16 protein-coding genes are annotated in these 15,294 nt (G+C 65.9%); 5 read left to right on the top strand and 11 right to left on the bottom strand.

Annotation, left to right across the window (positions count from 1 at the left end; translation table 11 throughout):
* Nucleotides 1-510 (bottom strand): alanine racemase (locus tag WBB14_RS22890; protein WP_424241868.1); only part of this gene is annotated, 510 nt, incomplete at its 3' end.
* Between the two features lie 119 nt (nucleotides 511-629).
* A complete protein-coding gene (locus WBB14_RS22885) occupies nucleotides 630-1,592 on the bottom strand; it encodes an AraC family transcriptional regulator N-terminal domain-containing protein (RefSeq protein ID WP_424241867.1) in 963 nt (320 codons plus the stop codon).
* A 319-nt stretch (nucleotides 1,593-1,911) separates the two neighbouring features.
* Here WBB14_RS22885 and WBB14_RS22880 point away from each other — a divergent pair, with 319 nt between their 5' ends.
* Nucleotides 1,912-2,958, top strand: a complete 1,047-nt coding sequence (locus WBB14_RS22880) for an aldo/keto reductase (protein ID WP_424241866.1) — start codon at nucleotides 1,912-1,914, stop codon at nucleotides 2,956-2,958.
* Nucleotides 2,959-3,091: 133 nt separating this feature from the next.
* Here WBB14_RS22880 and WBB14_RS22875 read toward each other — a convergent pair whose 3' ends face one another.
* The 3 genes from WBB14_RS22875 to WBB14_RS22865 all read right to left on the bottom strand — a co-directional run bounded on the left by WBB14_RS22875 (nucleotide 3,092) and on the right by WBB14_RS22865 (nucleotide 4,953).
* Nucleotides 3,092-3,640 (bottom strand): fasciclin domain-containing protein, encoded by a 549-nt coding sequence (locus WBB14_RS22875; protein WP_424241865.1) that lies wholly within the window; start codon nucleotides 3,638-3,640, stop codon nucleotides 3,092-3,094.
* 87 nt (nucleotides 3,641-3,727) lie between these two features.
* On the bottom strand, nucleotides 3,728-4,411 hold the full coding sequence (locus WBB14_RS22870) for an anti-sigma factor (RefSeq protein ID WP_424241864.1): 684 nt from the start codon (nucleotides 4,409-4,411) through the stop codon (nucleotides 3,728-3,730).
* Nucleotides 4,408-4,953: a sigma-70 family RNA polymerase sigma factor gene (locus tag WBB14_RS22865; RefSeq protein WP_424241863.1), complete on the bottom strand. Its 546-nt coding sequence runs from the start codon at nucleotides 4,951-4,953 to the stop codon at nucleotides 4,408-4,410. Before WBB14_RS22865 ends, WBB14_RS22870 begins: the two co-directional genes overlap by 4 nt.
* Nucleotides 4,954-5,093: 140 nt before the next feature.
* On the opposite strand from WBB14_RS22865, the gene WBB14_RS22860 reads away from it, so the two are divergent.
* Nucleotides 5,094-5,753 (top strand): thiopurine S-methyltransferase, encoded by a 660-nt coding sequence (locus WBB14_RS22860; protein ID WP_424241862.1) that lies wholly within the window; start codon nucleotides 5,094-5,096, stop codon nucleotides 5,751-5,753.
* Between the two features lie 47 nt (nucleotides 5,754-5,800).
* On the opposite strand, the gene WBB14_RS22855 is transcribed toward WBB14_RS22860, so the two are convergent.
* The 6 genes from WBB14_RS22855 to WBB14_RS22830 form a co-directional block, all read right to left on the bottom strand.
* The gene (locus tag WBB14_RS22855) at nucleotides 5,801-6,568 is read right to left on the bottom strand and encodes an SDR family oxidoreductase (protein WP_424241861.1); all 768 of its coding nucleotides are present in this window, start codon (nucleotides 6,566-6,568) and stop codon (nucleotides 5,801-5,803) included.
* Nucleotides 6,565-7,560 (bottom strand): NAD(P)H-quinone oxidoreductase, encoded by a 996-nt coding sequence (locus tag WBB14_RS22850; protein WP_424241860.1) that lies wholly within the window; start codon nucleotides 7,558-7,560, stop codon nucleotides 6,565-6,567. The genes WBB14_RS22855 and WBB14_RS22850 overlap by 4 nt, the downstream gene beginning before the upstream one ends.
* Nucleotides 7,561-7,579: 19 nt before the next feature.
* Nucleotides 7,580-8,284 carry an ABC transporter ATP-binding protein gene (locus WBB14_RS22845; RefSeq protein WP_424241859.1) on the bottom strand — a complete coding sequence of 235 codons (705 nt, stop codon included), beginning with the start codon at nucleotides 8,282-8,284 and terminating at the stop codon, nucleotides 7,580-7,582.
* Nucleotides 8,277-10,058 carry an ABC transporter permease subunit gene (locus tag WBB14_RS22840; protein ID WP_424241858.1) on the bottom strand — a complete coding sequence of 594 codons (1,782 nt, stop codon included), beginning with the start codon at nucleotides 10,056-10,058 and terminating at the stop codon, nucleotides 8,277-8,279. Before WBB14_RS22840 ends, WBB14_RS22845 begins: the two co-directional genes overlap by 8 nt.
* Before the next feature lie 22 nt (nucleotides 10,059-10,080).
* On the bottom strand, nucleotides 10,081-10,947 hold the full coding sequence (locus WBB14_RS22835) for a branched-chain amino acid ABC transporter permease (RefSeq protein ID WP_013395478.1): 867 nt from the start codon (nucleotides 10,945-10,947) through the stop codon (nucleotides 10,081-10,083).
* Nucleotides 10,948-11,065: 118 nt separating this feature from the next.
* Nucleotides 11,066-12,265 carry an ABC transporter substrate-binding protein gene (locus tag WBB14_RS22830; RefSeq protein ID WP_424241857.1) on the bottom strand — a complete coding sequence of 400 codons (1,200 nt, stop codon included), beginning with the start codon at nucleotides 12,263-12,265 and terminating at the stop codon, nucleotides 11,066-11,068.
* A 326-nt stretch (nucleotides 12,266-12,591) separates the two neighbouring features.
* Here WBB14_RS22830 and WBB14_RS22825 point away from each other — a divergent pair, with 326 nt between their 5' ends.
* The 3 genes from WBB14_RS22825 to WBB14_RS22815 are packed head-to-tail and all read left to right on the top strand — an operon-like array spanning nucleotide 12,592 to nucleotide 15,258.
* Nucleotides 12,592-13,374: an SDR family oxidoreductase gene (locus WBB14_RS22825; RefSeq protein WP_424241856.1), complete on the top strand. Its 783-nt coding sequence runs from the start codon at nucleotides 12,592-12,594 to the stop codon at nucleotides 13,372-13,374.
* Nucleotides 13,374-14,330, top strand: a complete 957-nt coding sequence (locus WBB14_RS22820) for a 3-hydroxyacyl-CoA dehydrogenase (protein ID WP_424241855.1) — start codon at nucleotides 13,374-13,376, stop codon at nucleotides 14,328-14,330. Before WBB14_RS22825 ends, WBB14_RS22820 begins: the two co-directional genes overlap by 1 nt.
* Nucleotides 14,323-15,258 (top strand): 3-keto-5-aminohexanoate cleavage protein, encoded by a 936-nt coding sequence (locus WBB14_RS22815; protein ID WP_424241854.1) that lies wholly within the window; start codon nucleotides 14,323-14,325, stop codon nucleotides 15,256-15,258. Before WBB14_RS22820 ends, WBB14_RS22815 begins: the two co-directional genes overlap by 8 nt.
* Nucleotides 15,259-15,294: the final 36 nt, after the last annotated feature.

The following is a 15,294-nucleotide window of genomic DNA, read 5'->3' as shown; positions in this document are numbered from 1 at the left end:
CACCTCCACGGGCCGACCGGCCTCAACTGCCGCAGCCGCCAGCGACCGCACCGTGTCGGCGGAATCGGCGAACGCCAGCAGGCGCGCATCGGGATAGGCCGCCAGCAGCTTGCCCAGGCGGGCGCCGCTGGCCGGGCCGCCGATCTCGTTGCCCAGCATCAGGCGCGAGACGCCGGCGCGCAGCAGTACGGCGGCCTGCTGCAGGTTGGCGACGGTGGCGCCCCAGGCGCCGGCATCCAGCAGCCGCTGCACGATCTGCGGCGACATCGGCGTCTTGGCATGCGGCGCCAGCGCCGCGCCGTGGCTGCGGGCGTACTGGAAGATCTGCTCGACGTTATGGGCGAAGGCGGCCTCGTCCAGCGTCAGGACGGGCAGCGCCATGTTGCCGCTGCTGGGCTGCCAGCCGCGGGTCGCCACGGCGCGCAGCGCAACCGCGGGCTGGCCCGGAGGAATGCCCCGGTAGGTGTCGTCCAGTGGAGTATCGAGCAGGGTTTCCAGGAAGGGATTCATGCGGCCGCCGAAGAAAGGATTCAGGGATATGACAACGTTATCATTTGATGGCGGCAGTCTAATGGTAACGTTGTCAAATTAGGATTAGGGCAATCCCTAGGAAAGCGAAAACCGGCGTTTCAAGCCGGCGCCAGCGCGGTTTCGTCCTTCCAGCGCTGCTTGTCGCGCAAGGGCGGCGAGCCGAACAGCCGGCTGTACTCGCGGCTGAACTGCGAGGAGCTTTCATAGCCCACGGCATGGGCCGCCAGCGCCACGCCGGCGTCGTCAGTCAGCATCAGCCGCCGCGCTTCCTGCAGGCGCAGGTGCTTCTGGTACTGCAGCGGGCTCATGGCGGTGGCCTGCTTGAAATGATGGTGCAGCGAAGACACGCTCATGTGCACGTCGCGCGCGATCTCTTCCACGCGCAGGGGCTGCGCATAGTTGTCGCGCAGGATGCGGATGGCCTTGGCCACGCGGTTGAGCTGGCTGTCCTGCAGCACCGACTGGCGCAGCACCGCGCCCTGGCCGTTCATCAGCAGGCGGTACAGCAGCTCGCGCTTGACCAGGGGCGCCAGGATGGGAATGTCGCGCGGCGTATCCAGCAGGCGCAACAGGCGCAGCACCGCGTCCAGCAGCGCGCCGCCCAGCGGATTGACGCAGAGCGCGCGGGCGGCCTCGGCCGGCGCCTGGCCGGGCAGGTTTTCGTCGCTGATCAGCGCGGTGATCTCCTCCACGTTCAGGTCCAGCCGCAAGCCCAGGTAGGGCAGGTTGGGACTGGCGACGGATACCTTGGCCACGACCGGCAGATCCACGGAGGAGATCAGGTAGTGGAAGGGGTCGTACTCGTAAGCCTCGTCGCCGATCAGCAGGCGCTTGGATCCCTGTGCGATCACGCCCAGCGCGGCCTTCTGCAGGCCGGGCTTGGCGCCGGTGGGCTGCGAAATGCGATGCAGGAACAGGCCTTCGATGGGCGTGTCCAGCGCGCCCTCCAGGTCGCCGGTCATGCGTTCCAGCGTGCAGAGCAGTTCGCGCCGCGCCGGCTCGTAGGCGGCGTCCAACGTCGGGCCGGCGCGGTGGCCGGCAATTGCGGTGGTCAGGGTCATGGGGGCTCCCGTGGCGCGCCGCGCCGGGAAGGCGGGCGGCGAAGGAAAATCGGAGAATCAGGCGGCTTTCAGTGTATGCCCTGGCGGGCTTGCATCCAGGCTGCAGCTTCTTTCATGGAGAAATGGGCAGGAAATCCGGAGGAATGAGTGCGCGCGCGCTGGATGTCGGGCATCGCCAGAGAATCGGGCAAAAAAAGGGCAGGATCAAGCAGCGCCCGCGGCCGGCGCCGGACGCATACTGGCTTCATCCCGGCAGGCGGGCCGCGACCATTCCATCCCGGAATGCCGGCACCCGTCGAGCCCTTGAAGGAGCGCAACCATGCGGTACAAGAAATTCGGAAGCACCGGCCTGTTCGTGTCGGAACTCTGCCTGGGCACCATGACCTTCGGCGGCGAAGGCGAGCTGTGGAGCAAGATCGGCAGCCTGCAGCAGGAAGACGCCAACCGACTGGTGGGCCGGGCGCTGGATGCCGGCGTCAACTTCATCGACACGGCCGACGTGTATTCAGAGGGCCGTTCCGAGGTCATCACCGGACAGGCGCTGCGCGACCTGAAGGTGGCGCGCGAGGACGTGGTCATCGCGACCAAGGTGTTCGGGCAGACCGGCGCCGGCGTCAATGCGCGCGGCAACTCGCGTTCGCACATCATGGACGGCGTCAAGAAGAGCCTGTCGCGCCTGCAGCTGGACCATATCGACCTCTACCAGATCCACGGCTTCGATCCCGCCACGCCGGTGGAGGAAACCGTCAGGGCGCTGGACAATCTGGTGCAGCATGGCCACGTGCGCTACGTCGGCGTGTCCAACTGGGCCGCCTGGCAGATCATGAAGGCGCTGGGCATCGCCGAACGGCTGGGCCTGGCGCGCTTCGAGTCGCTGCAGGCCTACTACACGATCGCCGGCCGCGACCTGGAGCGTGAGATCGTGCCCATGTTGCAAAGCGAAGGCGTGGGGCTGATGGTGTGGAGCCCGCTGGCCGGCGGCCTGCTCAGCGGCAAGTACACCCGGGACGGCCAGGCCGAGGCCGGCAGCCGCCGGGCGCTCTTCGACTTCCCGCCGGTGGACGAAGACCGCGCCTACGACAGCATCGACGTGCTGCGTCGCGTCGCCAGCGCCCGCGGCGTGTCCGTGGCGCAAGTGGCGCTGGCCTGGCTGCTGCACCAGCAGGCCGTGACCAGCGTCATCATCGGCGCCAAGCGCGTGGAGCAGTTGGACGACAACCTGGCGGCGACTGCCATCCGGCTGACGGCCGATGAACTGGCCGAACTGGATCAGGTCAGTGCCCTGCCGCCGGAGTATCCGGGCTGGATGCACGTGCGCCAGGGCGAGTACCGGCGCAAGCAGCTGAGCGAATCCGCAGCGCAATAAAACTGGCGTGGCGGCGCGCTTCGGTTTTGAGGTTCAGCTTGCCTGCGCTGCGTTCCCGAGCCGCGTGCCCAGCGGGCAAGCCCTACCATCCATGCGGATGTGCCGGGCCTGCCCGCGTGGAACCGCGAGGGATTTACTTCGGCATCAGCACGGTATCAATGACGTGGATCACGCCGTTGGACTGATAGACGTCATAGGTGCTGATGGTCGACACCCCGCCGTTTTCATCCTTCACGGTCAGGTTGTGCTTGCCGTTCATCATCACCCACAGCTTGCCGCCGCTGGCGGTAGTCAGTTCCGCCGTCTTGCCGTTCTTCTTGATCCGCGCCGCCAACGCGTCGAAGTCCAGCTTTCCGGGGACCACGTGATAGGTCAGGATCTTGGTCAGCGTCGCCTTGTTTTCAGGCTTGACCAGCGTATCGACCGTGCCGGCCGGCAGCTTGCCGAACGCGGCATTGGTGGGTGCGAACACCGTGTAAGGCCCCTTGCCTTGCAGCGTGTCCACCAGTCCGGCGGCTTTCACGGCCGCGACCAAGGTGGTGTGGTCCGCGGAGTTCACCGCATTCGCGACGATGTTCTTGGCGGGCATCATCGCCTGGCCGCCCACCATGACGTCAGCCGCATGGGCGGGTAGCAAGGTCAGCGCGGAGCAGGCGAGGGCAATCGAAGCTAGCAATTTCATGACGATCTCCTTTTGTGTGGCCGTCAACAGGAGATACGCGGCGGGTCGACGATTGGATGCGGCGTTCGATGCTAGGACAAACCCTGATCAGATAACGGTGCCGCTCAAAACGATAGGACCGGTCGGCACGCCCTGCGGGGCGCCGCCCGGCGGTTCGAGCGTGACGGCCACGGTGTCGCCCGGCCGCGGCGGCTGGCGCGGCGTCAGGACGGTGGTCTGGCCAGGCATGAGCAGGCCCAGCGAGCGCGGCGCCTGGTTTGGCGAGATTGCCCACAGTTCCAATGCGCGGCCATCGGCCAGGGCCGTGAGATCGCGCATGGGTTGGACTGCCAGGCGCTGATCCGGCAGGCTGTTCAGCACCAGCAAGCCAGGCGTCTTTTCCGCGCTCAGGATGGCGACAGTGCGCGGTTCAGCGGGCGGCGCGGGGGGCTTGAGCAGCATGACAGCCAGCACCACGGTCGCGGTCGCCAAGCCGACAGACAGCCTCTGCCACCAGGCCAGGCGGCGCGCATGGCTGCGGCCGCCGGGAGCGGAGCTCGCGGCAGGGGCGATGCGGGCTGCGACCGTCTCCCAGACACTGGGCGGGGGCGCTTCGGGCGGCAGCGCCAGCGCCAGGGGCAGCAGCCTGTCTTCCCATTCACCGACGGCGCGGCGCAGGGCCGCATCGTCGCGCATCAACTGAATGAACCGGCGCCGCGCGCCCCCGCGCAGCCCGCCAAGCACGTACTCGGCGGCCAGGCGGTCCTGCAGCTCCGGGTCGCGGTAATTCATTCCAGGCACCTTTTCAGCTGTTGCAGGCCTCGGCGGATCCAGCTCTTGATCGTTCCCAGCGGCGCATTCAGGCGTGCCGCGATGGCTGAATGCGCCAAGTCGTCAAAGAAGGCCATGGCGATCGCGACGCGTTGCGGCCCTTCCAGCCGCCCCAGGCAATCCGCCAGGCGACGTCCGTCCTGGCTGGCCTGTAGCTGCGCCAGCGGCCCGGGCCCGTCGTCGGCCATGGCCAGCGTCAGCGCGTCATCCGGATCCGGCACTTCAGCGTTGGCGCGCCGCAAGCGGTCGATGCAGCGGTTGCGCACGATGCGGGTCATCCAGGTCATGGCCTGGCTCTGTTCCGCGCGGTATTGTCCCGCCTGGCGCCAGATCGAGACGAAGCAATCCTGCAGCACGTCCTCGGCCGCGGCCTGGTCTCTCAACATACGTCTGGCCAGCGCAAACAGATGCGGGGACGCAAGGCGATAGATCTCGGCCAACGCGGACTCCCGCTTTTCAGCGCATTGGACAAGCAGGGCCTGGAGGTGCTGAGGGTCGGGCATCGGTTCCTTGAGGGAATGGCGTGCTGGGACCAAGCATACTGGGCCGGCGGCGAGGCGTCACCCGATAGTGCCGGCCTTACAATGCTCCGCACCGGGCTGCGCGGGTTCGGCACCGGGACTTTGGAGGAGGCAAACTAGGCATGGACGCGGAATTCTGGCTGGAGCGGTGGCGCGAAGGGCGCACGCATTTTCATCAATCGCGGGTCACGCCGCTGCTGCAGAAGTACTGGCCCACGCTGGGCGTGCCCAAGGACGGCCGCGTGCTGGTGCCGCTTTGCGGCAAGTCGCTGGACATGGTCTGGATCGCGGCGCAGGGGCATTCCGTGCTGGGCGTCGAACTGTCGCAGCTCGCGGTGGAGCAGTTCTTCGAAGAGAACGAACTCAAGCCGCTGACGCACGTGTCCGTCTATGGCAAGCACTACGTGGCGGGCAGCATTGAAATCATTTGCGGCGACATCTTCAAGCTGGACGCGCAGCTGCTGTCGCATTGCGTCGGCGCCTATGACCGCGCCGCGCTGGTGGCGCTGCCCGAAGCCATGCGCGCGGATTACGTGCGCCACGTCTACGGCAATCTGTCGCCCGCCTATCAGGGCCTGCTGATCACGCTGGACTATCCCCAGGAGGAAATGCCGGGGCCGCCGTTCTCGGTGGTGGACAGCGAAGTGCAGGCGATCTTTGCAGGCGTATCGCCCGCCAGGATCATCGACCGCCGCGACATCCTGGAAAAGGAACCCAAGTTCCTCGCGGCTGGCGTCAGCCGGCTGGACACGGTGGTCTACCACCTGGGCTCGCAGGAATGACGGGGGCGCCCGCCTGAGCGTGCAGGCGGGCGTCTTGCATCACGACATCACGTCATCAGCCAGCCGCCGGCCACGTCCAGCACCTGGCCGGTGACGAAGCGGGCCTGGTCCGACGCGAAGAACAGGCAGGCGTCGGCCACTTCCTCCGGCGTGCCCAGGCGGCGCAGCGCGGTCACCTGCGCCACGGCGTCGTTGATTTCCTTCGGCACGGACTTCAGCAGGGGTGTGCTGATGCGTCCGGGCGCCAGCGCGTTGACCGTGACCTCGTGCTCGCCCAGCTCGGCGGCCCAATGGCGCGTCAGGCCGATCAGGCCGGCCTTGGTGGCCGCATAGTGCGCCGCGACGATGTCGCAGTAAGCCCGGCCGGCTACCGAGGACATGTTGATCACCCGGCCCTGGCGTTCGCGCACCATGTGCGGCGTGGCCAGGTGCGTCATGTAGAACACGCTGTTCAGGTTGACGGCGACCACATTCTCCCATTCCCGGGGCGGCATCTCCCAGACCTTCAAGGCGCGCCCATCGGTCTTGGGCGAAATGCCGACGTTGTTCACCAGGATGGTGGCCGCGCCCAGCTCGCGGCTGATGCGCTCATAAGCTGCCTGGCACTCCTCGAAACGCGCCACGTCCGCATGCACGAAGCAGACGTCATGGCCGCGCTTGCGTAATTCCTTCTCGTAGGCCTGGCCGCCCTGCGAATTGAAATCGATCAGCCCCACGCGGCCGCCTTCGGCGAGGAACCCTTCGACGATGGCCGAACCTATGCCGCCGACCGCGCCGGTGACGATGGCGACCTGGTCCTGGAAGCGCCCGTTCACGAGCCCACCTTCAGCATGATCTTGCCGATGTGCTTGCTGCTTTCCATCAGCGCGTGCGCCTGCGCCGCCTCGGCCAGCGGGAATACCTTGTAGATGCGCGGCAGGCATTGCCCCTGTTCCATCAGCGGCAGCACTTTTTCAGCCAGCTCCTGGGCGATCGCACCCTTGTCTTCATCGGAGCGGGGGCGCAGGGTGGACCCGGTGAACTGCAGCCGCTTGATCATGATGGGCATGGCGTCGATCTCGGCCTTGCTGCCTTCCAGGAACGCGATCTGCACCAGCCGGCCATTGACCGCCAGCAGCCGCAGGTTCTTGTTGATGTAAGCGCCGCCCACCATGTCCAGGATCACGTCCACACCCGGGCCGCCGCTGCCCTGGCGCACTTCGGTCTCGAAGTCGGCATCGCGGTACAGCACGGCGTGGTGGGCGCCAGCGGCCAGGCAGGCCTCGGCCTTTTCCTGGTTGCCCACCGTGGTCCAGACCTCGGCGCCAAAGGCGCGGGCCAATTGGATCGCGGTCAGGCCGATGCCGCTGGAACCGCCGTGCACCAGGAAGCGCTCGCCGGCCGCCAGGCGGGCGCGGTCGAAAACATTGGTCCAGACCGTGTAGTAGTTCTCCGGGATGGCGGCGGCCGTCAGCAGGTCCAGGCCGCGCGGCACCGGCAGGCAATGACGCTCGTCGGCCAGGCAGTATTGGGCATAGCCGCCGCCCGGCGTCAGCGCGCAGACCTGGTCGCCGACCTTCCACAGGCTGGCTTCGGGGCCGGTGGCGATGACGGTGCCCGACACCTCAAGGCCCAGGTGGGGCGAGGCGCCCGGGGGCGGCGGATAGGAGCCGGAGCGTTGCAGCACGTCGGGCCGGTTGACCCCGGCGTAGGCAACCTCGATCAGCACCTGCCGTCCGGCGGGCGCTTCCATGTCGCGTTCGGCCAGACGCATGCAATCGGGCGCGCCGCCCTGGCCGTGGTCGATGTATGTGCAGCGTATAGACATAAAAAGGGGATCCTTGGTATCAATGGCCCAGATAGGCCTTCTTCACATGCGGGTCGCTCAGCAGTTCCGCGCCGGTGCCGGTGCGCACGATGGCGCCGTTCTCCAGCACGTAGCCACGGTCCGCCAGCCGCAGCGTGCGGAACACGTTCTGCTCCACCAGCAGCACGGTCACGCCGTGCGCGGTGACGCCGCGGATGATGTCGAACATCTGCTGCACCAGCAGCGGCGACAGGCCCAGCGAGGGCTCGTCGAACACTAGCAGCTTGGGATCGGCCATCATGCCGCGCGCGATCGCCACCATCTGCTGTTCGCCGCCCGAGAGCGAGCCCGCGTACTGGCTCAGCCTTTCCTTCACCCGGGGAAAGATGCCCAGCACCTCGTCCAGCTTGCGCTGCACGATGGGGCGGGCGGCGCGCTTGTACGAGCCCATCAGCAGGTTGTCGCGCACGGTGAAGTGCGGGAACAGTTGGCGGCCTTCGGGAATCATGGTGATGCCGGCGTCCACGATGTCGTAGGGCTTGCGGTTGGTCAGGTCCTGGCCTTCGAATTCGACCTTGCCTTCCATCGCACCGATGACGCCGCACAGCGTCTTCAGCGTGGTGGTCTTGCCGGCGCCGTTGGCGCCGATCAGCGTGACGATCTCGCCGGCGTGGACTTCGAAGTTCAGGCCGTTCAGGACCTCGCTCTTGCCGTAGCCCGAGGACAGATTCGAAACCTTAAGCATCCTGGTACTCCTTGCCCAAATAGGCTTCGATGACGGCGGGGTTCTCGACCACGTCCTTGGGCGCGCCGCTGACCAGCACCGCGCCTTCGTTCAGCACGATGATGCGGTCGGACAGCGCCATGGTGGCCTGCATCATGTGTTCGATCAGCAGCACCGACACGCCCGAATCGCGGATGCGCCGGATCATCTGGATCGACTTCTCGATGTCGGTCGGGTTCAGGCCCGCCATCACTTCGTCCAGCAGCAGGATGCGCGGCTTGATCGCCAGCGCGCGGGCGACCTCCAGGCGCTTCATGCCGCCCACGGTCAGGTTGCGCGCCTCGATGTCCAGGGACTTCACCAGGTCGGTCTGCTCGGCCACCTTCATGGCGATCTGCTCGGCCTCATCGCGGTTCGAGGTCCGGATGAAGGCGCCCAGCATGATGTTCTCCAGCACGGTCAGGCCGGTGAAGGGCTTGGCGATCTGGAAGGTGCGGCCCAGCCCCTGGTGCGCGAATTCGTCGGGCGTCTTGCAGGTGACCCATTTGCCATTCGCGTCCAGCATGCTGATGCCGCCCTTGTCCGGCGACAGGAAGCCCGACAGCAGGTTGAACACCGTGGTCTTGCCCGCGCCATTGGGGCCTATCATGCCCAGGATCTCGTTCTGGTTCAGCGTCAGCGACACGTCGTTGGTGGCGCGCAGGCCGCCGAAGCTCTTGAACAGTTTTTCGGCCTTCAGCACCGGCTGCTCGGTGCGCGCCGCGCTGTGCAGGCGCAGTTCGTCGGCCAGCTTGAGCTTGGCGCGCGGCGTGCCCAGATAGGGCAGGCGCGACAGCCAGCGCTCGATGGTCGGACCGAAGGCGCCGGCCAGGCCGCGCGGAATGGTCAGCACCACCGCCACCAGGATCAGGCCGTAGATCAGCCCGTGCATGCCGTTGCCCACGCTGCTGAGCCAGCCGCGCGCCAGTTCGGCGATGGGTAGCACCAGGAAGGTGCCGGCGATGGGGCCGGCCACCGTGCCCAGGCCGCCGATCAGGGCGAACATGGCCACCTGGATCGACAGCTCCAGCGAAAACGCCGAACTGGGATCCACGAAGGTCAGGTAGGTGATGTGGAAGGTGCCGATGATGCTGGTCAGCATGGCGGACACGACCGCGGCGATGATCTTCATGCGCACGGTATGGATGCCGACCGCCAGCGCTGCGTCCTCGCGTTCGCGGATCGCGATCAGGTAATGCCCGATGCGCGACTTGCGGATGTACCAGGATGCCCAGGTCACCAGCAGGAACAGGCCGAAGGCGATGATCACGTAGTTGAGCTTCTCGCGGAACACGATCCAGGTCCAGCCTATGTTCAGCGGCAGGCTGATGCCGCTGGAGCCGCCCGTCCAGCTTTCTTCATGGATGACCAGGAGGCGCACCACTTCCAGGATTGCAATGGTGGCCAGCGCGAAGAACGGTCCGCGCAGCCGCAGGGTGGGGTAGCTGATCAGGATGGCGACCGCGCCCGAGATCACCGCGCCCGCCAGCATGCCGAACCAGGGCGAAATGCCGAAGTTCTGCGTCAGCAGCGTGGCGGTATAGCCGCCGATGCCGTAGAACACGGCGTGGCCCAGGGACAGTTGGCCGGCGTAGCCGCCGACGATGTTCCAGGCCACCGACAGGGCCGAGAACACGAACAGCAGCACGAACAGATTGGTCCAGAAAGGCGTGCCCATGACCACGGGCACCAGGAACAGCGCGATCAGCAGGATCAGGCTGACGTAGGTCTTGGGGTGTCGAATATCGGGAAACACATCTCGCTCCTTGTTGCTCTGATCACTCTGTGCCAACGCCGAACAGGCCGTTCGGACGCAGCACCAGGATCAAGAGGAAGATCCCGAAATAAACGACCTCTTTCAGGTCGGGGGCGATGTAGAAGCCGGCCAGCGTGTCGACGATGCCGATAATCATGGAGCCGGCCACGGCGCCATACAGGCTGCCCAGTCCGCCCAGCACCACGATCACGAATGCCGTCAGCACGAAGTACGTACCCACGGTGGGAAACACCGGATACTGCGGCGCCAGCAGGCCCGCGGCGATGCCGACGAAGGCCGTGCCCAGGCCGAAGGCGATCGCGTAGACGTTGTTGACGTTCACGCCCATCAGGGTGGCGGCGTAGCGGTGCTGCGCCACCGCCCGCAGCGCGCGGCCCAGATAGGTGCGGTGCATGAACAGGTGCAGCAGCACGGCCAGGCTCAGGCCGATCACGAAGGTAATCAGCTGCCCGGTCACCATCGAATAGGGGCCGATGTCGATGGCATTGGTACCCAGTTCCACCGGCGCGCGGTAGACGTTGGCGCCGAAGATCACCAGGGCAAGGTTCAGGAGGATGGTGGACACGCCCACCGTGGCGAAGATCTGGATGTGCTGGTCGGCGTTGAGCAGCGGCTGGATGATGCCCTTCTGCGTCAGCGCGCCCAGCGCGAACAGGATGACTGCCACCGGCACCAGGCCGGCATAGGGATGCACGCCGAATTGCGCCGCGATCAGATAGACCATGTACATGCCTATCATCAGGAACTCGCCATGCGCGAAGTTCACGACCCGCACCACGCCGAAGATCAGCGTCAGCCCCAGGCTGATGATGGTGTACGCGCCGCCCAGCAACAGGCCGTTGATGACCAGTTGAATGAATAGTTCCATGTTGCAACCTCTTAGAGCGGGCTGCGGCCCCGGCGCGGCCGTGTCGTCGGCCGGGCCGGGGCGCGCGGACCCCGGGATACGTCAGGCGCCCCCGAGCGCCTGAGCACTGGCGTGGCGCTTATTTCTTGAAAACCGGCTTGCCGAGTGCGAGGTTGCTGGGCGCGATGGTGACGAGCTTGCCGTCCTGCCACTGCATCACGTAGAACGTGGATGCATTGTTCTGGCCGTCTTCGCCGAAGTCGAAGGCCCAGCCGTTGGCGGTCTGGCCTGCCGGCTGCTTGTAGGCCAGGACCGCGGCGCGGATCTTGTCCTTATCGGTGGACTTGGCGTTGCCGATGGCTTCGAAGAAGGCCTTGGCGCCGACGTAGTTGGTCAGGCTGTGGCCGGACTGCGGATCGCTCTTGTAGGTGGCCTTGTAGGCTTCCAGGAACTTGTCCAGGCCGGGCGCGCCCGCCGGATTGATGGAGGATTGCGGAAAGTCCAGGTCGAATACGCCGTTCATGTCCGCGCCCACGGCCTTGGCCGTGTCGGCCAGCGAATAGCCGCCGCCCGCGCCGATCACGACCTTGGGCTTGAAGCCCGCGGCGCGCGCCTGGCTGAAGAACAGGATGGCGTCGTTCTGATAGGCCGTCTGCAGCACCACGTCGACCTTGGCGCCCTTCAGGCGCAGGATCAGCGAGGACAGGTCCACCGTCTTGGCCGAATACGGCAGCACTTCCGCAACGGTGTAGCCCAGCTCCTGCGCGCGCTTCTTCTCGGTGGCGGCCACGTCGGTGCCGTAGGGGCCGTCCTCGTGGATGATGCCGATCTTGATGTCCTTGGGGTTCAGCCCCATGCCTGGCGCGATGGTGTCGTGCAGCGCATTGACCACCGACACGCCGTACAGCGCGGTGTTGGGGTTGCTGCGGAACAGGTACTTGTAGCCGCGCGTGGTGATCTTGTGCGCGGTGGCGCCCAGTTCGAAGTAGGGCACGCCGGCCAGCTCGGTGACGGGCGAGGCCGCGTAGGAGATGCCGGAAGCGTAGCTGCCGAACACGCCGACCACGTTGGAGGAAATCAGGCGCTTGGTTTCCGACACGGCCTGGGTCGGGTCGACGGCGTCGGCCTTGATGATTTCGATCTTTTCGCCGTTGATGCCGCCCGCGGCGTTGATCTCATTGACGGCCAGCTCCAGGCCGCGATAGCTCTCTTGTCCCAGGAGCGCGAGCGCGCCGCTGAACGGGAAGAGGGCGCCTACCTTCATGTCGGCCGCTGCGGTGCCGCTTGCCAGCGCGCCGCACACGGCCAGCGCCAAAGCAATTTTGTTGAACTTGAACACTGTCTACGCTCCTTTGTCGGTATGGGATGCGGACTTTCTTGTTTGGTCCGTTTTTTTGAATATATGATATATCTGCCGGACGGGTAGCAAACCCCGCCTTGGATTCTAGTTGGGGCCGTAACCCGCCGAATCGGGGAATTCCCTAAAGCCGCATGAATAAAGACTTAGCGGGCTGATCCAGCGCAAATCCGCATTGCTACCCCACTTTGGGATGACTCTTTTTGGCTGAGTCGATGGTTGCCAAAAACATCAGGGCATAGCTGTTTTTTTCATATATCGTATATCATCAATCGCCTGCTTTTCATAAGAATCTAGGAGACAGAGGCATGTTCGAGGAAGTGGATTTCGCCGGGAAAAGAGTGCTCATCACCGCCGGTGCGGACGGGCTGGGCCTGGAAATGGCGAAGGTGTTCCGCCATGCCGGCGCCTCCGTATTCGTGTGCGACGTGAACCAGGAGCGCCTGGCCGCGCTGCCGGCCGAATTGCCCGGGGTGCACGCGGTGCTGGCTGACGTCTCGGACGAGGACAGCGTCGCCGCGCTCTTTGATCAGGTCCGCGCCAAGCTGGGCGGCCTGGACATCCTGGTGAACAACGCGGGCGTGGCCGGTCCCACCGGCTATGTCGAAACCCTGTCCAAGGCGGACTGGGACCGCACGCTGGCCGTGAACATCACCGGACAGTTCCTGTGCGCGCGCCAGGCTATCCCCTTGCTCAAGGAATCCAAGGCCGGCGTCATGATCAACCTGTCGTCCGCGGCCGGCCATCTGGGCTTTGCAGGGCGTTCGGTCTATTCGGCCTCGAAATGGGCGGTGATCGGTTTCACCAAGTCCCTGGCCATCGAGCTGGGGCCGCATGGCATCCGCGTCAACGCCATCCTGCCGGGCGCGGTCGAAGGGCCGCGCATCCGCGCCGTCATCGCGGCCAAGGCGGATACGCTGGGCCGCCCGGTGGAGGAGATCGCCGCGCAGTATGAGAACCAGGCGGCGCTGGGCCGCATGGTCACGGCGCGCGACATCGCCAACATGGTGCTGTTCAACGCCAGCGAGGCTGCCCGCAGCGTCACGGGGCAGGCCATCGTGGTGGACGGCTACACGCAGAAGCTTTACTGATGGACGCCGGCTCCAAGGCGCAGCGCGCCGCCATCGTCGGCACCGGATTGATAGGCCAGGGCTGGGCCATCGTGTTCGCCCGCATGGGTTGGGAAGTGAGCCTGTATGACGTCAACGCCGCCATGCTGGCCGAGGCGCGAGGCCTGATCCTGCAGCAGCTGCGGGAACTTGAAACCCAGGGCTTGCTCAAGGACGCCGAGGCCATCGGTGGCCGCGTCCATGTGGCCAGCAGCCTGGCGGAGGCCTTGAAGGGCGCCAGCTACATCCAGGAAAACTCGCCCGAAAACGTCGAGATCAAGCGGGCACTGTTCACGCAACTGGACGCAGCGGCCGAGCCCGACGCCATCATCGGTAGCTCCACGTCCAGCATCCCCGCCAGCGAGTTCACCGAACATCTGGCCGGACGGCATCGCTGCCTGGTGGCGCATCCAGTGAATCCGCCTTACCTGATCCCGGTGGTGGAACTGTGTCCCGCGCCCTGGACCAGCCCCGAGGCCGTGGCTGTTGCCCGCGCCATCATGACCGGCATCGGCCAGAAGCCGGTGCTGGTGCGGCGCGAAATCGAAGGCTTCATCCTGAACCGGTTGCAGGGCGCGCTGCTGCACGAGGCTTTCCGGCTGGCCAGCGCGGGCATCGCCAGCGCCGAGGATATCGACACCACGGTGAAGGACGGGCTGGGCCTGCGCTGGTCGTTCATGGGGCCGTTCGAAACCATAGACCTCAATGCGCCGGGCGGCATTGCCGATTACTGCGCGCGCTACGGCGGGCTGTACCAATCCATCGGCGCGACCCAGGGCGAACCCGCCGCCTGGGACGGCGCGCTGGTCGACGCCCTGTCGGAGCAACGCCGCGGCCTGCTGCCGCGGGAAGATCTTGCCAAGCGCCGCTTCTGGCGCGATGAAAAACTGATGCGCCTCATGCGCCACAAACAGGACAACGGAGACAACAATGGCTAAGCCCAAGCAGAAAGTCATCATCACTTGCGCCGTGACGGGCGCCATCCATACCCCCAGCATGTCGCCGCACCTGCCGGTCACCGCCGACGAGATCGCGGAAGCGGCCATCGGCGCGGCCAAGGCCGGCGCGGCGGTGCTGCACCTGCACGCGCGCGATCCGCAGACCGGCAAGCCCTCGCAGGATCCGGCGCTGTTCAAGCCCTTCCTGGAGCGGATCAAGCGCGAAACGGACGCCATCATCAACATCACCACCGGCGGCAGCCCCCACATGACGGTGGAAGAGCGCATGCGTCCGGCCACCACCTTCAAGCCGGAGCTGGCATCCCTGAACATGGGGTCCATGAACTTCGGCTTGTACCCGATGCTGGGCCGCTTCCAGGAGTTCAAGCACGACTGGGAACGCGAGCACCTGGAGAACAGCCGCTCGCTGGTATTCCGCAATACCTACCAGGACATCGAATCCATCCTGGCGCTGGGCAACGCCAACGGCACCCGTTTCGAGTTCGAGTGCTATGACATCAGCCATCTGTACAACCTGGCGCATTTCGTCGACCGCGGCCTGGTCAAGTCGCCGCCCTTCATCCAGTCGGTGTTCGGCATCCTGGGCGGCATCGGCCCCCACCCCGAAGACCTGATGCACATGAAGCGCACGGCCGACCGCCTGTTCGGCAACGACTATGAATGGTCGATCCTGGGCGCTGGCCGCGGCCAGATCCCGCTGGCCACCATCGGCGCGGCCATGGGTTCGAACGTGCGGGTAGGGCTGGAGGATTCGCTGTGGATCGGCCCGGGCGAAATGGCGCAGTCCAATCAGGTCCAGGTGGAGCGCATCCGCACCATCCTGGAAGCGTTGAACCTGGAAATCGCCACGCCCGAAGAAGCGCGCGCCAAGCTGGATCTGAAGGGCAAGGACAACGTCGCGTTCTGATGCGGCAGGGCGCCGGCTTGGCCGGCGCCCTGCCTT

This window comes from Achromobacter sp., from assembly GCF_049647645.1.
GTDB lineage: Bacteria > Pseudomonadota > Gammaproteobacteria > Burkholderiales > Burkholderiaceae_B > Achromobacter.
This window is presented reverse-complemented; position numbering and strand designations above follow the sequence as displayed.

What these genes read in the sequence shown, in the direction of transcription:
- WBB14_RS22815 (WP_424241854.1), top strand. Translation starts at nt 14,323, where the DNA reads ATGGCTAAGCCCAAGCAGAAAGTCATCATCACTTGCGCCGTGACGGGC.
- WBB14_RS22850 (WP_424241860.1), bottom strand. Translation starts at nt 7,560, where the DNA reads ATGTCTATACGCTGCACATACATCGACCACGGCCAGGGCGGCGCGCCC.
- WBB14_RS22870 (WP_424241864.1), bottom strand. Translation starts at nt 4,411, where the DNA reads ATGAATTACCGCGACCCGGAGCTGCAGGACCGCCTGGCCGCCGAGTAC.
- WBB14_RS22825 (WP_424241856.1), top strand. Translation starts at nt 12,592, where the DNA reads ATGTTCGAGGAAGTGGATTTCGCCGGGAAAAGAGTGCTCATCACCGCC.
- WBB14_RS22880 (WP_424241866.1), top strand. Translation starts at nt 1,912, where the DNA reads ATGCGGTACAAGAAATTCGGAAGCACCGGCCTGTTCGTGTCGGAACTC.
- WBB14_RS22860 (WP_424241862.1), top strand. Translation starts at nt 5,094, where the DNA reads ATGGACGCGGAATTCTGGCTGGAGCGGTGGCGCGAAGGGCGCACGCAT.
- WBB14_RS22835 (WP_013395478.1), bottom strand. Translation starts at nt 10,947, where the DNA reads ATGGAACTATTCATTCAACTGGTCATCAACGGCCTGTTGCTGGGCGGC.
- WBB14_RS22820 (WP_424241855.1), top strand. Translation starts at nt 13,374, where the DNA reads ATGGACGCCGGCTCCAAGGCGCAGCGCGCCGCCATCGTCGGCACCGGA.
- WBB14_RS22845 (WP_424241859.1), bottom strand. Translation starts at nt 8,284, where the DNA reads ATGCTTAAGGTTTCGAATCTGTCCTCGGGCTACGGCAAGAGCGAGGTC.
- WBB14_RS22885 (WP_424241867.1), bottom strand. Translation starts at nt 1,592, where the DNA reads ATGACCCTGACCACCGCAATTGCCGGCCACCGCGCCGGCCCGACGTTG.
- WBB14_RS22865 (WP_424241863.1), bottom strand. Translation starts at nt 4,953, where the DNA reads ATGCCCGACCCTCAGCACCTCCAGGCCCTGCTTGTCCAATGCGCTGAA.
- WBB14_RS22875 (WP_424241865.1), bottom strand. Translation starts at nt 3,640, where the DNA reads ATGAAATTGCTAGCTTCGATTGCCCTCGCCTGCTCCGCGCTGACCTTG.